This window comes from Adhaeribacter terrigena (assembly GCF_016623615.1).
Taxonomy (GTDB): Bacteria; Bacteroidota; Bacteroidia; order Cytophagales; family Hymenobacteraceae; genus Adhaeribacter_A; species Adhaeribacter_A terrigena.
Genome location: NZ_JAEHFX010000001.1, coordinates 106,740 through 121,277, shown reverse-complemented (window position 1 = coordinate 121,277; position 14,538 = coordinate 106,740). Strand labels below are relative to the sequence as shown.

Below are 14,538 nucleotides of genomic sequence, written 5' to 3'. Positions count from 1 at the left end.
AAAATAAAACCTCACAGATCTCGGAGACCTGTGAGGTTTGAAAAAATCCTGATACTTGTTACTTGATACTTGATACCTGTTACCAGATACTAATTTCTAATCAATAGTAGCAATGCACTTCAGCTCAATGCCGATCGGCGTGGGCAGGCAGTTGATCTCTACCGTGGTGCGGCAAGGCTGATTGTCTTTGAAGTATTCGGCGTAAAGGCGGTTGTAGGTCTGAAAATCGTCTTTCATGTTCGTTAAAAACACGGTTACGTCTACAAGTTTATCCCAGCCCGAGCCGGCATCTTCCAGAATGTAGCGTACGTTTTTGAAAACCGAATGGCATTGCGCTTCGATGTCGTACGAAAGAATATTGCCGTTCTCGTCGAGTTCTACGCCCGGAATTTTTTTGGTGCCGCGTTCGCGCGGGCCAACACCGGAAAGAAATAAAAGATTGCCCACGCGCCGCGCATGCGGGTACGAACCCACCGGCTCAGGGGCTTTCGAGGAATTTAAAAGTTCTTTGTCTTCTGTTGCCATGCTACAAATTTACTTTTTTTTGTTTATTTTAGGGCAAGAAAAGGCAAATTACCGGCATTTTAGCTACGTCTTAAATTTAAAGTATCAATCAGTTCTACTTTCAGCATGAAATTCCCTAGCGTTTTTACTTTTTCCGGCAAAGCTGTTTTAATGGTCCTGGGCGTTCTGGCGTTCTTTTCTTCGGTTCCGGTGCTGGCGCAGCAAGCTAAAACCGACCAGGTTTATACGGCTGTAGAACAACCAGCCCAGCCGGGCGGTGGCATCGAGGCTTTTTCCGAATACATTTCGCGCAACCTCACCTACCCTACTGTATCGCTGAAGCAGAAAACCCAGGGCACCGTGGAAGTTACTTTTATTGTAGAAAAGAATGGTACTATCTCCAACATTAACATTGAAAAAGGCCTTGACCAGGCCTGCAACGAAGAAAGCTTACGCCTGGTAAGGAACAGCCCAAAATGGCAGCCGGCCAAACACGGCGGTAAACACGTGCGCCAGCGCATTTCCATGCCGCTTATTTTCCGCATTCCCGATACCACCGCTACGGCTGCTACAACTAAAAATTCCGGCGCTGGAAATTTACCCGAATACAACGAAAATCTGGAACTGAAAGCAGTCACGCCCGAGCAGCCGGCCCGGCCCGTAAACGGGACCGATGCATTTTTTGCCTACATCCGCGAAAACCAGAAATATACCGCCAAGGCCCGCCGAAACCAGATCCAGGGTAAAGTAATGGTAGAATTTATGGTGGAAAAAGACGGCCGCATCACCAACCTCAAGATCCTGAAGCCCCTCGGCAACGGCCTCGACGAAGAAGCGATACGCCTGATCGAAAACGGCCCGATGTGGTTACCGGCACTTTTCCAGGGCCAGCCGATCCGCCAGAAAATGATTTTGCCGGTAATTTTTCAGCTTTAAAGCATAGCGTTTTTTTAACGGCTTTTTACAACTTCAGCGCCCGGCTCAAAGTATAGCTTAATTTCTGAACCGGCTGTACTATGACCTTCAATTTTACTCATATTCCTGCCCTGGCTGAAAGTTCCGGCCTCGCCCACGTGATTATCGACACGCCCAAAGGCAGCCGCAACAAATTCAAGTTCGACGAAGAAAAAGGCCTTTTTAAGCTGAAGCACGTTTTGCCAGAAGGCATGGTCTTTCCTTATGATTTCGGCTTTATTCCCAATACCTTAACCGAAGACGGTGACCCGCTGGATGTGCTGGTTTTACTCGATGCACCCACGTTTGCCGGCTGCCTGGTAGAAACCCGCATCATTGGGGTGCTCGAGGCCGAGCAAACCGGAAAAGACGGCAAACCGCAGCTCAACGACCGGCTGATCGGCGTTTTTGCGGAATCTGAGCCGCATGCCCACATGCAAGAATTACGCGACCTGCCCCGGCCTATGATAAAACAGATCGAACATTTTTTCCGGAGCTATAACCAAATGCGCGACATCGAATTTAACGTGTTGTCACATGCGGGTGCAAAAAAGGCGCTTCAACTCATTCGCAAAAACCACGCAGATAGCCAATAGAAGCGCGAAGTCTAGGCTTATGAAATAATATTAAAAGAAGGCTATATGAAGCGCAATAATGAAAGAGGGGTAACAGCCGGAGTGTCTTCCGAAACAAACCAGGATTAATATATTTGAGCATGGATATGTTTTTTTGCTGGAATTGTGTATTTTGAGGCCTCAACCTACGCTAACGCTTTTGACAACGATGACCTACTTTTCTGCCGATTTCTTCAGGTTTTTCGAGCAGCTTTCCCAAAATAACAACCAGGAATGGTTCGACGATAATAAAAACCTTTACGAAGAAGCTGTAAAACGCCCCTTCAAAGACCTGGTGCAGGATGTGATGACCCGGATCCGGGAGCAGCACGACCCGCAGCTTTGCATTCCGGTTACCGATGCCGTTTTCCGCATTCACAAAGACATCCGTTTTTCGCGCGATAAAACGCCTTTTCATACCTACGTTTCAGCTAATATTTCGCACGCCGGCAAAAAATCGAAGGAATGTCCGGGCTTTTTCTTCCGGTTCGGCCACGATAAAATTACCATTGGCGGCGGCTCTTACGAACTCGAAAAAGATAATTTAACGCGCGTGCGTCACCACATTGAAGATGAAATGGAGCGTTTCAATGCCATTGTAGAAGATCCTAACTTCCGGGAAAAATACGGTGAGTTGCAAGGCGAGCGCAATAAAATTGTACCCAAAGACCTGCGCGACCTTTACGAAGAACAGCCTTTAATTGCCAACAAACAATTCTATTACGAAGCCGAAACCGACACCTCTCCGCTGCTTAGCGACGACCTGCCGGAAATGCTGCTGGAATATTACTGCGCCGGCAAACCGCTGAACGATTTCCTGAAAGAAGCGATCCGGTAAATTGCTGATTGCTGATTGACTCCGGCTGAAGTTTTTCTGTTGAAATGCATAGCGTTTTCAGGTTGGCGAAAGTACTTGTTACCCACCCCTAACCCTCCGAGGAGGGGAATAAGGAATAATCGGATAACGAGAATTTAAATCAGATAAAAATCACGCATTGCAATTCCCTTCCTCGGAGAGACAAGGGGGATTCTCATTACCTCATAAATAAAAAAGCCGCCCGGAAAAACTTTCCGGGCGGCTTTACTTTTTAAGGTTAAAAACGCAATCGTTTTGGCGCTTAAAAGTCGAATTTAATACCTTGCGCCAATGGCAGCTCGCGGCTGAAGTTGATCGTGTTGGTTTGACGGCGCATGTAAATTCTCCAGGCATCGGAACCAGATTCGCGGCCACCCCCGGTATCTTTTTCCCCGCCAAAAGCACCGCCAATTTCTGCGCCGGAAGTACCGATGTTTACGTTGGCAATACCGCAGTCAGAACCCCAGTGGCTTACGAAAGCTTCGGTTTCCAGCATGTTGGTTGAGAAAATAGAAGAAGACAAGCCCTGCTTCACGCCGTTCTGAATGTCGATGGCATTTTCTACGCCGCCGCTGTACTTAATTAAGTACAAAATCGGCGCAAACGTTTCTTCCTGCACCAGGTGGTAATGGTTTTCAGCTTCCACAATGGCTGGGGTTACGTAAGTACCGGTTTCGTAGCCCGCACCTTCCAGCACTTCGCCGCCGATCAGCAGGTTACCGCCTTCTTTCTGTACCGCTTTCAGGGCATTTAAAAATGCTTCTACCGCATCTTTATCGATCAGTGGACCTACCAGCGTTCCGTCGCTCAACGGGTTGCCGATCGGCAGGTTGGGGTAGATCTTCAGCAAGCGCTCTTTTACTTCGTCGTAAATGTTTTCGTGAATAATTACGCGGCGGGTAGACGTGCAACGCTGCCCGCAGGTACCAACGGCACCAAATACCACGGCGCGCAAGGCCATTTCGATGTCCGCATTTTCGGTCATGATAATCGCGTTATTACCACCCAGTTCCAGCAACGATTTGCCTAAACGGGCACCAACCGCTTCGCCAACTTTTTTGCCCATGCGGGTAGAACCGGTTGCCGAAACCAAAGGCACGCGCACGTCTTTCGACATGGCCACGCCAATTTTCGCATCGCCGATGATCACCGAGAAAATGCCTTCCGGCAGTTCGTTATCAGCTAAAACATCGCGTATAATGTGCTGACAAGCCAAAGCAGTTAAAGGCGTTTTTTCTGATGGTTTCCATACCGTTACGTCGCCGCAAACGGCAGCCAGCATTGCGTTCCAGCTCCAAACCGCCACCGGGAAGTTGAAAGCCGAAATTACGCCCACCACGCCCAACGGATGATATTGGTCGTACATGCGGTGCGAAGGACGCTCGGAGTGCAGCGTAGAGCCTTGCAGCTGACGGGAAAGACCAACCGCAAAATCGCAGATATCGATCATTTCCTGCACTTCGCCTAAGCCTTCCTGCAGAATTTTACCCATTTCGTAGCTTACCAGTTTGCCCAGCGGCTCTTTGAATTCACGGAGTTTGTTGCCGATCTGGCGCACAATTTCGCCGCGTTTCGGAGCCGGCACGGTGCGCCAGACTTTAAACGCTTCTTCCGCCTTGCGGATCACGGCACCGTAATCTTCTTCGGTAGCCATGCGCACGCTGGCAATTAGATTCCCGTCGGCCGGCGAGTAAATTTCGCGTACTTCTTTGTTGTTTTGTCCGCCCCAAACAAGGCCGGTGCTATAAGCAGGATTTACTTCCTTAATACCCAGTTTTTCCAGCATTTCGGTAACGGCCACGGCCATTGGTGCTGCATCGATGGTTTGTTTCATATTATTGAATTGTTGATTGCTGATTGTTAATTGTTGAAACGTTAAAAAACGCTATTCTTTTTAAGGTAAAAACCCGGGGCTGGAACCAGTAACGCTTTCGCTTAACACTAGCGCTAGTTGCTCCTGAAATTAAGTTAAAAGGGCGCGCTTTTTAAGGTAAAAAGCCTACCATTTTCAAATATCCAAATTTTCAAATCTTCAGATTGGCTCTATGCAAAGCTACACAAACAAAAAGGCTTCCGCAATTTGCAGAAGCCTTTAAATGTTAATTTATGGTTTCAGAAACTTAGCGGCTCATGGCATAGAAAGCCTGGCGGCCATCCGGGTAAATACCCCCGATCAGAATACCGCCTTTACGGTCAGCTAATAGTTTTTCAATATCTTTCGGCGTATTCACATCCGTTTTATCGATCTGTAGAATGATGAAACCATCTTTCATACCCGTATCGCGGAATTTGCTGTTTTTCACGTTATCGATCTTTACGCCGCCCTGTAGGTCTAATTTATTCAGTTCCTGTTTGGTAAGCGGTTTAAAAGTAGCGCCATCAATTTCTACTTCTTTGCCTGGATCGTAACGCACAATTTCGGTATCGTTCATTTTGTTCCGGAGCGTAGCATTTACGGTCTTTTCTTTGTTGTCGCGCAGGAAGGTTACTTTAATTTTATCGCCTGGGCGGTAGCGGGCAACCTGCTCCTGTAATTGCGCCGAAGTATTTACATCAGCACCGTTAATCTTAGTAATCACGTCGCCTTCTTCCAGACCGGCTTCCGAAGCTGCCGAACCTTTATTCAGGCCCATTACATACACGCCGTTCAGGGTCTTTATCTTTTTCTCGGCAGCTAAAGTAGCGTCTACTTCCCGGATGCTTACCCCCAGTAAAGCGCGCTGCACTTCGCCGTATTTCAGCAGGTCGTCTACTACCTTGCTTACAATGGCCGAAGGCACGGCGAAAGAATAGCCGGAATAAGAACCGGTTTGCGTAGCAATGGCGGTGTTAATACCCACCAGGTCGCCGTTCAGGTTTACCAGCGCGCCACCCGAGTTACCCGGGTTCACGGCTGCATCGGTCTGAATGAACGATTCGATACCCATGTTATCTTTGCCGCGCAGAATATTGATGTTCCGGCCTTTGGCGCTTACAATACCTGCCGTTACGGTTGAGTTCAGGTTGAAAGGGTTACCAACGGCTAAAACCCACTCGCCTACTTTTACCTGGTCGGAGTTTCCGTAGCGCAAAGAAGGCAGGTTATCGGCGTTTACTTTCAGCACCGCTAAGTCCGTGTTAGGATCGGCACCAACCAGCGTAGCTTCCAGCTCACGCTTGTCGTCCATGATCACCTTAATTTTATCGGCTTTATCAATTACGTGGTTGTTGGTTACAATGTACCCGTTAGAGGCAATGATCACGCCCGAACCGGAACCCATTGCCGGACCTTGCTGACGCTGATATCCGCCAAAATTATCGCCGAAAAATTCGCGCAGAAAAGGGTCCATCTGGCCATAGCTTTGCTGGCTTTGGCGCCGGTTATATTCGGTGGTAATGTGCACTACTGCCGGGGTAACGTTTTCTGCTGCATTCACAAAATTTAACCCTACCGGTACCTCCACTTTGCTGTTACGCATCATGCTGGTGTACCGCACATTATTGCTGGCAGTTTCGGCTACCGGTTGCTTTTCTTCTTCCAGGAGCTTGTACCCGCCAATGGCCATGCCGCCGCCCATAGTAGCTGACAACATCAGGCCAAGGATGAATTTTTTTGCTTCCATTTTTAACTGTTTTAAATTGTGTAAGTAGCTTTTTTACTTATAAAATATATTAAACGTTAAAGTGCTGTTTGTAATGGTTCTATAACGGAAGAAATTCCGGAATTGGTATATAGGAATCCCGGTAACTGAAATTTTCTTCGCGCTGCTTTCCGGCAAAAACCCTTTGCAAAAAGCCTGCCTTTTTAGGCTTCTTGCAACTTTTGGCAGATAAGCATTATTTCTTTTAACGCTATAAGTATAAAACACTTAACTTCCTTAACGTGCTTCTTAGACACTGTGTTCCGCCAAAGGTTTAAACGATTGGAGAAGCTGAATTAAAACTGTCATTATTGCAGAAACCGCTGCCAGAAAGACAATTACCAGCTCCTGTAAAACTGATGCTTCCGGGTTTTAAATTCATTATTCAATTGGGCCATTGCCTAAATTAGGAACGGTTTTTTCCGAAATATTTTTCCCCGGAATAATAATACGCAGATCAAGTCCGAAAATTGGTTCGATGCGGTTGCGCTTCCCGCCGGGTTCTTTTTCAATCAGAACCGGATTGCCGTCCGGATCCAGCACCAGGTTGCCATCGGCATCCAGTTCATTTACGTAAGTAGGCAGCACATTGTAAAATTCGGTCTGCTTCATAAAATAAGGCGTGATCCAGAAATGAGGCGACACTTTATAGCTCAGGGTAATCCGCAACCGCGTCCGGTCTACGGTTCTGGTTGCTATTTCAGTCTGATCGGGGTTGAAATTGTTGTAAAAAAAAAGCTCGTAGCTTATGCCGGGGCGCAGCCTGTGCCTGCCAAAATCAACATTACGTTCCAGCGTAAACCGGGGCCTGAGCCGGCCGCGGCTTTCGCCTTCCTTAAAATTCATAATATCGTAGGAAAGGCGCTTGATAAAATCTGTCTGGCCAATTTTGCCATTGTGCTGCAGATAAGCCAGGTAGATCTGGTTGTTGTTGCGGGCATCGAAAGTATAACGGGCAGAAACCGCGGCGCGCCAGTGTTCGGTTAGTTTCTGATCGTAACCGAGCTGAAAATAAGTTAGGTAAAAATGACTCAGAACCCCGCTTTCTTTCAGGCCTGGAAAAGCAGAATTAGTATTGTGCCGGTACATGTTCCGGAAAAAGAAAAAGCTTTGATCTTTAAGAAAATAATCGGCTTGCAGTTCGGTCCAGATAAACGGATCGGCGTGTACTTTTTTGGTTTGCGCCAGAATGTTCCGGTTCAGGCAAAAGCTCAGCGTGAGCAGTAAAAGCAGTTTTTTAGTCATTTTTAATAGCGTTTCTGAAGCCTGATACGCAGCAAACTGATCCAAAGCCGGAAATTTTGTTCTAACTCCTCAATAAAACCTTCCCCTACCAGCCAGTAATCCCTTTGCTGCCCGGCTCCGGCTGAAAAAGAAATTGCCCGATCAGAATTCAGGTTTAAAATTAACCGTATATAAACAGAACCGGAACTTTAACCTTCATATTTATGAAAAACTACCTGATACTATTCGGAACATTTTTGGCGGTTATTATTGGCTTGTTCAGTTTTACAACCGCCGAAACCAAAAATAAACGCACCGAAGATTACGCCATCATCAGTGTTTTTCAGGAAGGCAAAGTAAATTACATCAGCGTAACGGTTGGGTCTACTCCTACCACCAAAGAAGAATTCCAGCGCGAAAAAGCAGCCAAGCAATACGACATGGCACCGGTGATCCGGGAAATGGAAAAACTAAACGAACAAGGATTTGAACTGGTAAGCAGCTCCACCTCGGTCATTCCGTTCGGCACAAGCACCGGCAATACCGGCGGAAGTCCTTTTTACTCCTTTACTTTCAAACGAAAACTGCAGTAAAAAACAGCTTTCCCAATGCTTTTTTCAGGCTTTGCCGCAAATTCAATTTGAATTATTGCAATTGTTCCAGCGCCAGCCAGGCCATTAAACCGCTGCCAATTTCCAGGGCTTTCTCGTCAATATCAAACGTGGGCGTGTGCACCGAAGAAGTAATACCGCGGCTTTCGTTGCGGGTGCCCAGGCGGTAAAAACAAGCGGCCGTTTCCTGCGAATAATACGCAAAATCTTCAGCCGCCAGCCACAGGTCGAGGTCTACCACGTTTTCGGCGCCCAGATAGATTTCGGCGGCTTCGCGGGCTTTGGCCGTTAAATTGGGTTCGTTCTGCAGAAAAGGGTAGCCTTTCAGGATCGTAAACTCGCAGCTGCCGCCCATGGCTTCGGCCATTTCTTCGGCCATTTTTTTCATTTTCACGTGGGCTTCGGCGCGCCATTTTTCGTTCATCGTTCTAAAAGTGCCTTCCATTTTCACTTCGTCGGGAATTACGTTGGTAGCGCCGTTGGCCTGCACTTTGCCGAAAGATAAAACCGTGGGAATTTTAGGACTGGCCACCCGGCTCACGATCTGCTGCAAAGCCACCAGAATATGCGCCGAAATAAGTACCGGGTCGATGTTCATTTCCGGAATGGCCGCGTGGCCGCCTTTGCCCTTTACCGTTACATAAATTTCGTCAGCACTGGCCATGTACATGCCGCTTCTAAAACCCACTTTACCGGTTTCCAAAAGCGGGAAAACGTGCTGCCCTAAAATAGCTTCCGGTTTCGGATTTTGCAACACGCCTTCTTTTATCATGATGCTGGCGCCGCCGGGAAATTTCTCTTCGCCCGGCTGAAAGATCAGCTTTACCGTGCCTTCAAATTCATTTTTCAACTGGCTTAAAATGCGGGCCGTACCGAGCAACGAAGCCGTGTGCGCATCGTGGCCGCAGGCATGCATCACGCCTTCGTTCTTCGATTTATGAGGCGCATCATTCTTCTCAAAGATCGGCAAAGCATCCAGATCGGCCCGCAAGGCAATGGTTTTCTTTTCCGGATTTTTCCCTTTCAGCAGCACCACCAAACCAGTCCCGGCCATGTTTTCGGCTTCCAGCCCGTAGCTTTCCAGCGTGTTTTTTACAAATTCCGAGGTCTGAAATTCCTGGAAAGAAAGTTCGGGGTTGGCGTGAATGTGCTGGCGGATCTTTACCGTATCGGCAGCAAATTCAGAAGCTAATTGTTTTACGCGGGCTTTCAGGTCGGACATGTTTAATGTGGTAAGGTGGTAAGGCGCTAATGTGGTAATGAATTAAGGTGCTAATATAAAAAGACCTCCCAGGTTTTAAAAACCTGGGAGGTCAGTATCGGCGCAGTCTTTTTGCTTTAAAACGCTATGATTTCGGGCTAAAAAAGTCAGGACAAAGCTTTAAAAACGCTATGCTTTTAGGCCTGAAAACTCCTTTACTTCGGACGGTTTACGTTTATTTGTTCGGCAATAATGGAAGCGTTCGGCGCAATGTTCCGCAATTGCTGCAGGGCTTCGTTAGCTTCCATACGGGTGTAAAAATCGCCGATCTTCAGTTTAAAAGTGGGTTGCACATAGGTCAGGTAATCGCGCTCATCGGGCAAATTGTTCACCGCCGATTTGCGCAAATCGAAAGCCGTTTTGCGGTCGTTGCCGGTGTAAACCAGAATGCGGTAGCCCTGCGCGTACTTTATATTTCTGTTTGAAGCCGCGAGCGTATCGAGCAGCATGGCTACTTTATCGTTCACGTGATGGGTAGGTTCCACCGCGGCCGCAGTCGTTCCTGAAGGTGCCGCCACTTTCGGGCGATACGCGCTCAGATCTTCGGTGCGCACTTTTTTGCTGCTTTTCCCTACCGTTTTGCTTGTTTCCTCCGTGGTTTTCGTATCGCCGGAAGTGCCGCTGGCCTTAGAGCCGGCGCAGGCCGAAAAGATGCCGAAAAAAAGGACAGCTATTAAAAGCGGATATTGTTTCTTCATTTGCACAAGTATTGGGTTCATACGCCGGAAAGCTAAATATGGAAAGCCAAAATCATTTAATCCTGCATCAAAGCAATTCCCGAAGAAGTACCTAAACGGTTGGCCCCGGCGGCAATAAGTTCTAAGGCAAATTCGCGCGTTTTAATTCCGCCGGAAGCTTTTATTTTAATATTTTCCGGGAGATTGGCCCGCATAATTTCTACGTCTCTCAGACCCGCACCGCGGCTGGCAAAACCGGTGGAAGTTTTCACGTAATCTACGTTCGCCACGGCACACATTTCGCAAACCTGCACCAGTTCTTTTTCGGTAAGCAAAGCGGTTTCCACGATCACTTTCAGCACGGCATTCTTAAAATGGCAAAGCGTGGAAAGCTGCTCGATTTCATCCTGCACTTCCGAAAAGTGACCGCTTTTAAATGCTGCCACGTTTATTACCATGTCAATTTCCGAAGCGCCGTGCGCCAGGGCTTTGTGGGTCTCAAAAAACTTAACGTCCGTAAGCGAGTACCCCAGCGGGAACCCGATTACGGACGCAATGTTTACCGAAGTTTCGGCCAGCGCTTCTTTGGCGGTTTTCACGTAGCACGGCGGCACGCACACGGCCGCAAAGTTATACGCTTTCGCTTCGGCGCATAAGCTCAGAATCTGCTCCTGGGTAGCATCCGGCCGAAGCAAGGTATGATCGATGTAGGCTGCCAGGTTCATGTCCCGGTTTCGTTTTTAGTCTTCGATCAGCACGCAACGGTTGTGCAGCAGATCGTCTTCTACAGTTTTGTATTTCACGTCGCGCAGCACGCGGCCATCGTGGTACTGTACGCTCACTTTTTCGTTGCGGTTAGCCACTTTGGTAGCGCGCACCGGCTGTTGCTTCGGCATTTGCGGCGGTTGCGGGATCTGCGTCTGGTTTTCCATCAGGTCTTCCGGACCGGCACCCAAAGAGTTCAGACCCGATTCGTGTTCAAGCGTCAGTTTTGGTTGCGGCACGTGAACCGGTTCCGGCGCTTCGTGTACTTCCTGCTGCTGCTCTACCGGAATATCGGCGCGTGATAAGAAAGCTACCGACTCTTCGTTCACTTTTCCGATCATGCGTTTGAACAATTCAAAAGACTCGAATTTGTAAACCAACAATGGATCCTTCTGTTCGTAAACCGCGTTCTGCACCGATTGCTTCAGGTCGTCCATCTGGCGCAAATGTTGGGTCCAGGCCTGGTCTATGGTGTTCAGCACCACCGTTTTCTCCATCACCTTGATCAGTTCTTTGGAACGGGAGTTGAACGTTTTTTCCAGGTTGGCAACTACTGAAATGCCGCGGCGGCCATCGGTAAACGGCACAGCAATGTTCTGAATATTCGGGCCGCTGTTAATGTGAATATCGGCGATAACCGGGAAGGAATGTTCCTGGATATGCGCGTTTTTGGTAACGTAATGCTGCAGGGCTTCGTCGTAAAGTTGCTGCGTTAATTCTTCGGCCGATTTCTTCGAAAGTTCTTCTGCTGTGATCTTGGTATCGATACCGAAAACCCGGATAATATTCAGTTCAAAGTTCTCGAAATCGTTGGAAAGTTTGTGGTTCAGCACCATATCCTCGCTTGCGTCGAAGATCATGTTCCAGATATCGAGTTCCAGACGTTCGCCGTGCAGAGCGTTGCGGCGGCGTTTGTAAACTACCTCGCGTTGCGCGTTCATTACGTCGTCGTATTCCAGCAAACGTTTACGCGTTCCGAAGTTGTTTTCCTCTACTTTTTTCTGGGCCCGCTCAATGGAGCTGGAGATCATGGAGTGCTGAATTACTTCGCCTTCCTCTAAGCCCATTCTATCCATTAAACGCGCGATCCGGTCGGAACCAAACAAACGCATTAAATTATCTTCCAAAGAAACGAAGAACTGCGAAGAACCCGGGTCACCCTGACGGCCGGCACGACCGCGCAACTGGCGGTCTACACGGCGCGATTCGTGGCGCTCGGTACCAATAATGGCCAGACCGCCGGCGGCTTTACTATCTGCGGTTAACTTAATATCGGTACCCCGGCCGGCCATGTTGGTTGCAATGGTAACGGTGCTTGGTTTACCGGCTTCGGCTACAATTTCGGCTTCGCGCTGGTGATGTTTGGCGTTCAGAACCTGGTGGTTGATGCCGCGCATTTTCAGCATCCTGCTTACCAATTCAGAAATTTCTACGGAAGTTGTACCTACCAGTACCGGACGTCCGGCTTTGGTCAGTTCTACAATTTCGTCGGCCACGGCGTTGAATTTTTCGCGCACCGTTTTGTAAACTTTATCGTGGCGGTCGTCGCGGGAAATAACGCGGTTGGTTGGAATTACCACTACGTCCAGTTTGTAAATTTCCCAGAATTCACCGGCTTCGGTTTCAGCTGTACCGGTCATACCGCAAAGTTTGTGGTACATCCGGAAATAGTTCTGCAGCGTTACCGTGGCGTAGGTTTGCGTAGCGTCTTCTACGTTTACGTTCTCTTTCGCTTCGATAGCCTGGTGCAGACCGTCGGAGTAACGGCGGCCTTCCATGATACGGCCGGTTTGCTCATCTACTATCTTAACTTTATGGTCTTCGGTTACAATGTATTCGGTATCTTTTTCGAATAAAGTGTAAGCCTTGAGCAACTGGTTAATGGTGTGAATGCGCTGCGACTTTTCGGAGAAATCTGAAATGAGTTTTTCTTTGGCCTGAACCTGCTCTTCAGAAGAAAGCGTTTTGTTACTCTCGATTTGGGCAATTTCTGAACCGATGTCCGGCATGATAAAGAAGCTCGGATCTTCGCCTTGCGCGGTAATCAGGTCTACGCCTTTTTCGGTCAGCTCGATCTGGTTGTTCTTTTCGTCGATGGTGAAGAAAAGCGGTTTGTCGGCTTCCGGCATCTGGCGGGAATTATCCTGCAGGTAGAAGTTCTCGGTTTTTTGCAGAATGGCCCGGATCCCGGTTTCGGAAAGGAATTTAATTAAGGCTTTATTTTTAGGCAGACCGCGGTGGGCACGGAACAAAGACACGCCGCCTTCCTGGGTATTGCCTTCTTTTATCAGTTTTTTAGCTTCAACCAGAAAATTATTAACCAGTTTCCGCTGCGCTTCTACCAGCATGGCAATGCGCGGTTTCAGCTCATAAAATTCATGTTCGTCGCCGCGTGGCACCGGGCCGGAAATAATGAGTGGCGTACGGGCATCGTCAATTAAAACGGAGTCAACCTCATCGACCATGGCGAAGTGGTGCTTGCGCTGTACCAGTTCTTCCGGTTCGCGGGCCATGTTGTCGCGCAGGTAATCGAAGCCGAATTCGTTGTTCGTTCCGTAGGTAATATCGGCGCGATACGCGTTGCGGCGGGCTTCGGAGTTAGGCTGGTGCTTATCAATGCAATCCAAAGTAATGCCGTGGAATTCGAAAAGCGGCGCCATCCATTCAGAGTCACGCTTGGCCAGGTAGTCGTTTACGGTTACTACGTGCACGCCGCGTTTGGCCAGCGCATTTAAGAAAGCTGGCAGCGTTGCTACCAGGGTTTTACCTTCACCGGTCGCCATTTCGGCAATTTTACCCATGTGCAGAACGGTACCACCAATCAGCTGTACGTCGTAATGCACCATATTCCAGACAACTTCGGTACCGGCAGCCATCCATTTGTTGTGCCAGATCGCTTTGTCGCCCTCAATCTGTACGTTGGGTTTGCGGCTGGCAAAAGTGCGGTCCAGATCGGTAGCGGTTACTACTAATTTTTCGTTTTCGGTATAGCGGCGGGCGGTATCTTTTACAATGGCAAAAGCCTGGGGCAATACTTCTAACAGCACCACTTCCAGGTCTTTGTTGCGTTGTTTTTCCAGCTCGTCTATTTCTGCGAAAATATTTTCTTTCTGGGTGATATCCAGGGAAGTTTCATTCTGAACGCGGGCATGCAACGCCGCGATCTGTTCGTCAATCGGCCGTAAACGCTCATCGATGATCGCTTTTACTTCGTTGGTGCGCTGGCGCAGCTGGTCGTCGGATAAACCGGTAAGTTTGGCGTATTCCTCGTTGGTACGCGTTACGTACGGCATTACTTCTTTAATATCCCGTTCCGACTTCGTGCCAAACAACTTCGCGACGGTTTTTCCGATTAGATCGAACATTTTTCGTTAATTTTTAGAATCCTAAGCTAATAACCTCAAAAATACGCGGTATTTCCGAATAATGGAAGCAGGATTCTCGAAAACAAT

12 protein-coding genes are annotated in these 14,538 nt (G+C 48.4%); 4 read left to right on the top strand and 8 right to left on the bottom strand.

All coding sequences use genetic code 11. The features are described 5' to 3' along the window. Window positions 1–96 precede the first annotated feature (96 nt). Complete coding sequence (locus I5M27_RS00600) at window positions 97–525, bottom strand: RidA family protein (RefSeq protein WP_200504092.1); 429 nt, start codon at window positions 523–525, stop codon at window positions 97–99. Between the two features lie 105 nt (window positions 526–630). Here I5M27_RS00600 and I5M27_RS00595 point away from each other — a divergent pair, with 105 nt between their 5' ends. From I5M27_RS00595 to I5M27_RS00585, 3 genes are all read left to right on the top strand, one after another. Then, window positions 631–1,440 carry an energy transducer TonB gene (locus tag I5M27_RS00595; RefSeq protein ID WP_200504091.1) on the top strand — a complete coding sequence of 270 codons (810 nt, stop codon included), beginning with the start codon at window positions 631–633 and terminating at the stop codon, window positions 1,438–1,440. Between the two features lie 80 nt (window positions 1,441–1,520). Then, window positions 1,521–2,054 carry an inorganic diphosphatase gene (locus I5M27_RS00590; protein ID WP_200504090.1) on the top strand — a complete coding sequence of 178 codons (534 nt, stop codon included), beginning with the start codon at window positions 1,521–1,523 and terminating at the stop codon, window positions 2,052–2,054. A gap of 187 nt (window positions 2,055–2,241) precedes the next feature. Continuing rightward, window positions 2,242–2,910 (top strand): DUF2461 domain-containing protein, encoded by a 669-nt coding sequence (locus I5M27_RS00585; protein ID WP_200504089.1) that lies wholly within the window; start codon window positions 2,242–2,244, stop codon window positions 2,908–2,910. A gap of 280 nt (window positions 2,911–3,190) precedes the next feature. On the opposite strand, the gene amaB is transcribed toward I5M27_RS00585, so the two are convergent. From amaB to I5M27_RS00570, 3 genes are all read right to left on the bottom strand, one after another. Continuing rightward, window positions 3,191–4,762, bottom strand: coding sequence for an L-piperidine-6-carboxylate dehydrogenase (gene amaB, locus I5M27_RS00580; protein WP_200504088.1), 1,572 nt, complete (start codon window positions 4,760–4,762; stop codon window positions 3,191–3,193). A gap of 286 nt (window positions 4,763–5,048) precedes the next feature. Further along, on the bottom strand, window positions 5,049–6,530 hold the full coding sequence (locus I5M27_RS00575; RefSeq protein ID WP_200504087.1) for a Do family serine endopeptidase: 1,482 nt from the start codon (window positions 6,528–6,530) through the stop codon (window positions 5,049–5,051). A gap of 399 nt (window positions 6,531–6,929) precedes the next feature. Then, a complete protein-coding gene (locus tag I5M27_RS00570) occupies window positions 6,930–7,793 on the bottom strand; it encodes a DUF2490 domain-containing protein (RefSeq protein WP_200504086.1) in 864 nt (287 codons plus the stop codon). Window positions 7,794–7,996: 203 nt separating this feature from the next. On the opposite strand from I5M27_RS00570, the gene I5M27_RS00565 reads away from it, so the two are divergent. Next, window positions 7,997–8,365: a hypothetical protein gene (locus I5M27_RS00565; protein ID WP_200504085.1), complete on the top strand. Its 369-nt coding sequence runs from the start codon at window positions 7,997–7,999 to the stop codon at window positions 8,363–8,365. Window positions 8,366–8,417: 52 nt separating this feature from the next. Here I5M27_RS00565 and I5M27_RS00560 read toward each other — a convergent pair whose 3' ends face one another. From I5M27_RS00560 to secA, 4 genes are all read right to left on the bottom strand, one after another. Then, window positions 8,418–9,605 carry a M20 metallopeptidase family protein gene (locus I5M27_RS00560; protein WP_200504084.1) on the bottom strand — a complete coding sequence of 396 codons (1,188 nt, stop codon included), beginning with the start codon at window positions 9,603–9,605 and terminating at the stop codon, window positions 8,418–8,420. Between the two features lie 194 nt (window positions 9,606–9,799). After that, window positions 9,800–10,342: a sporulation protein gene (locus I5M27_RS00555; RefSeq protein WP_200504083.1), complete on the bottom strand. Its 543-nt coding sequence runs from the start codon at window positions 10,340–10,342 to the stop codon at window positions 9,800–9,802. Between the two features lie 56 nt (window positions 10,343–10,398). Then, complete coding sequence (gene deoC / locus I5M27_RS00550; protein WP_200504082.1) at window positions 10,399–11,046, bottom strand: deoxyribose-phosphate aldolase; 648 nt, start codon at window positions 11,044–11,046, stop codon at window positions 10,399–10,401. A 15-nt stretch (window positions 11,047–11,061) separates the two neighbouring features. Further along, the gene (gene secA / locus I5M27_RS00545) at window positions 11,062–14,451 is read right to left on the bottom strand and encodes a preprotein translocase subunit SecA (RefSeq protein WP_200504081.1); all 3,390 of its coding nucleotides are present in this window, start codon (window positions 14,449–14,451) and stop codon (window positions 11,062–11,064) included. Window positions 14,452–14,538: the final 87 nt, after the last annotated feature.

Bases quoted from the DNA above. Each gene is read 5' to 3' on its own strand.
- I5M27_RS00600 (WP_200504092.1), bottom strand. From the start codon at position 525: ATGGCAACAGAAGACAAAGAACTTTTAAATTCCTCGAAAGCCCCTGAG.
- I5M27_RS00595 (WP_200504091.1), top strand. From the start codon at position 631: ATGAAATTCCCTAGCGTTTTTACTTTTTCCGGCAAAGCTGTTTTAATG.
- I5M27_RS00590 (WP_200504090.1), top strand. From the start codon at position 1,521: ATGACCTTCAATTTTACTCATATTCCTGCCCTGGCTGAAAGTTCCGGC.
- I5M27_RS00585 (WP_200504089.1), top strand. From the start codon at position 2,242: ATGACCTACTTTTCTGCCGATTTCTTCAGGTTTTTCGAGCAGCTTTCC.
- amaB (WP_200504088.1), bottom strand. From the start codon at position 4,762: ATGAAACAAACCATCGATGCAGCACCAATGGCCGTGGCCGTTACCGAA.
- I5M27_RS00575 (WP_200504087.1), bottom strand. From the start codon at position 6,530: ATGGAAGCAAAAAAATTCATCCTTGGCCTGATGTTGTCAGCTACTATG.
- I5M27_RS00570 (WP_200504086.1), bottom strand. From the start codon at position 7,793: ATGACTAAAAAACTGCTTTTACTGCTCACGCTGAGCTTTTGCCTGAAC.
- I5M27_RS00565 (WP_200504085.1), top strand. From the start codon at position 7,997: ATGAAAAACTACCTGATACTATTCGGAACATTTTTGGCGGTTATTATT.
- I5M27_RS00560 (WP_200504084.1), bottom strand. From the start codon at position 9,605: ATGTCCGACCTGAAAGCCCGCGTAAAACAATTAGCTTCTGAATTTGCT.
- I5M27_RS00555 (WP_200504083.1), bottom strand. From the start codon at position 10,342: ATGAAGAAACAATATCCGCTTTTAATAGCTGTCCTTTTTTTCGGCATC.
- deoC (WP_200504082.1), bottom strand. From the start codon at position 11,046: ATGAACCTGGCAGCCTACATCGATCATACCTTGCTTCGGCCGGATGCT.
- secA (WP_200504081.1), bottom strand. From the start codon at position 14,451: ATGTTCGATCTAATCGGAAAAACCGTCGCGAAGTTGTTTGGCACGAAG.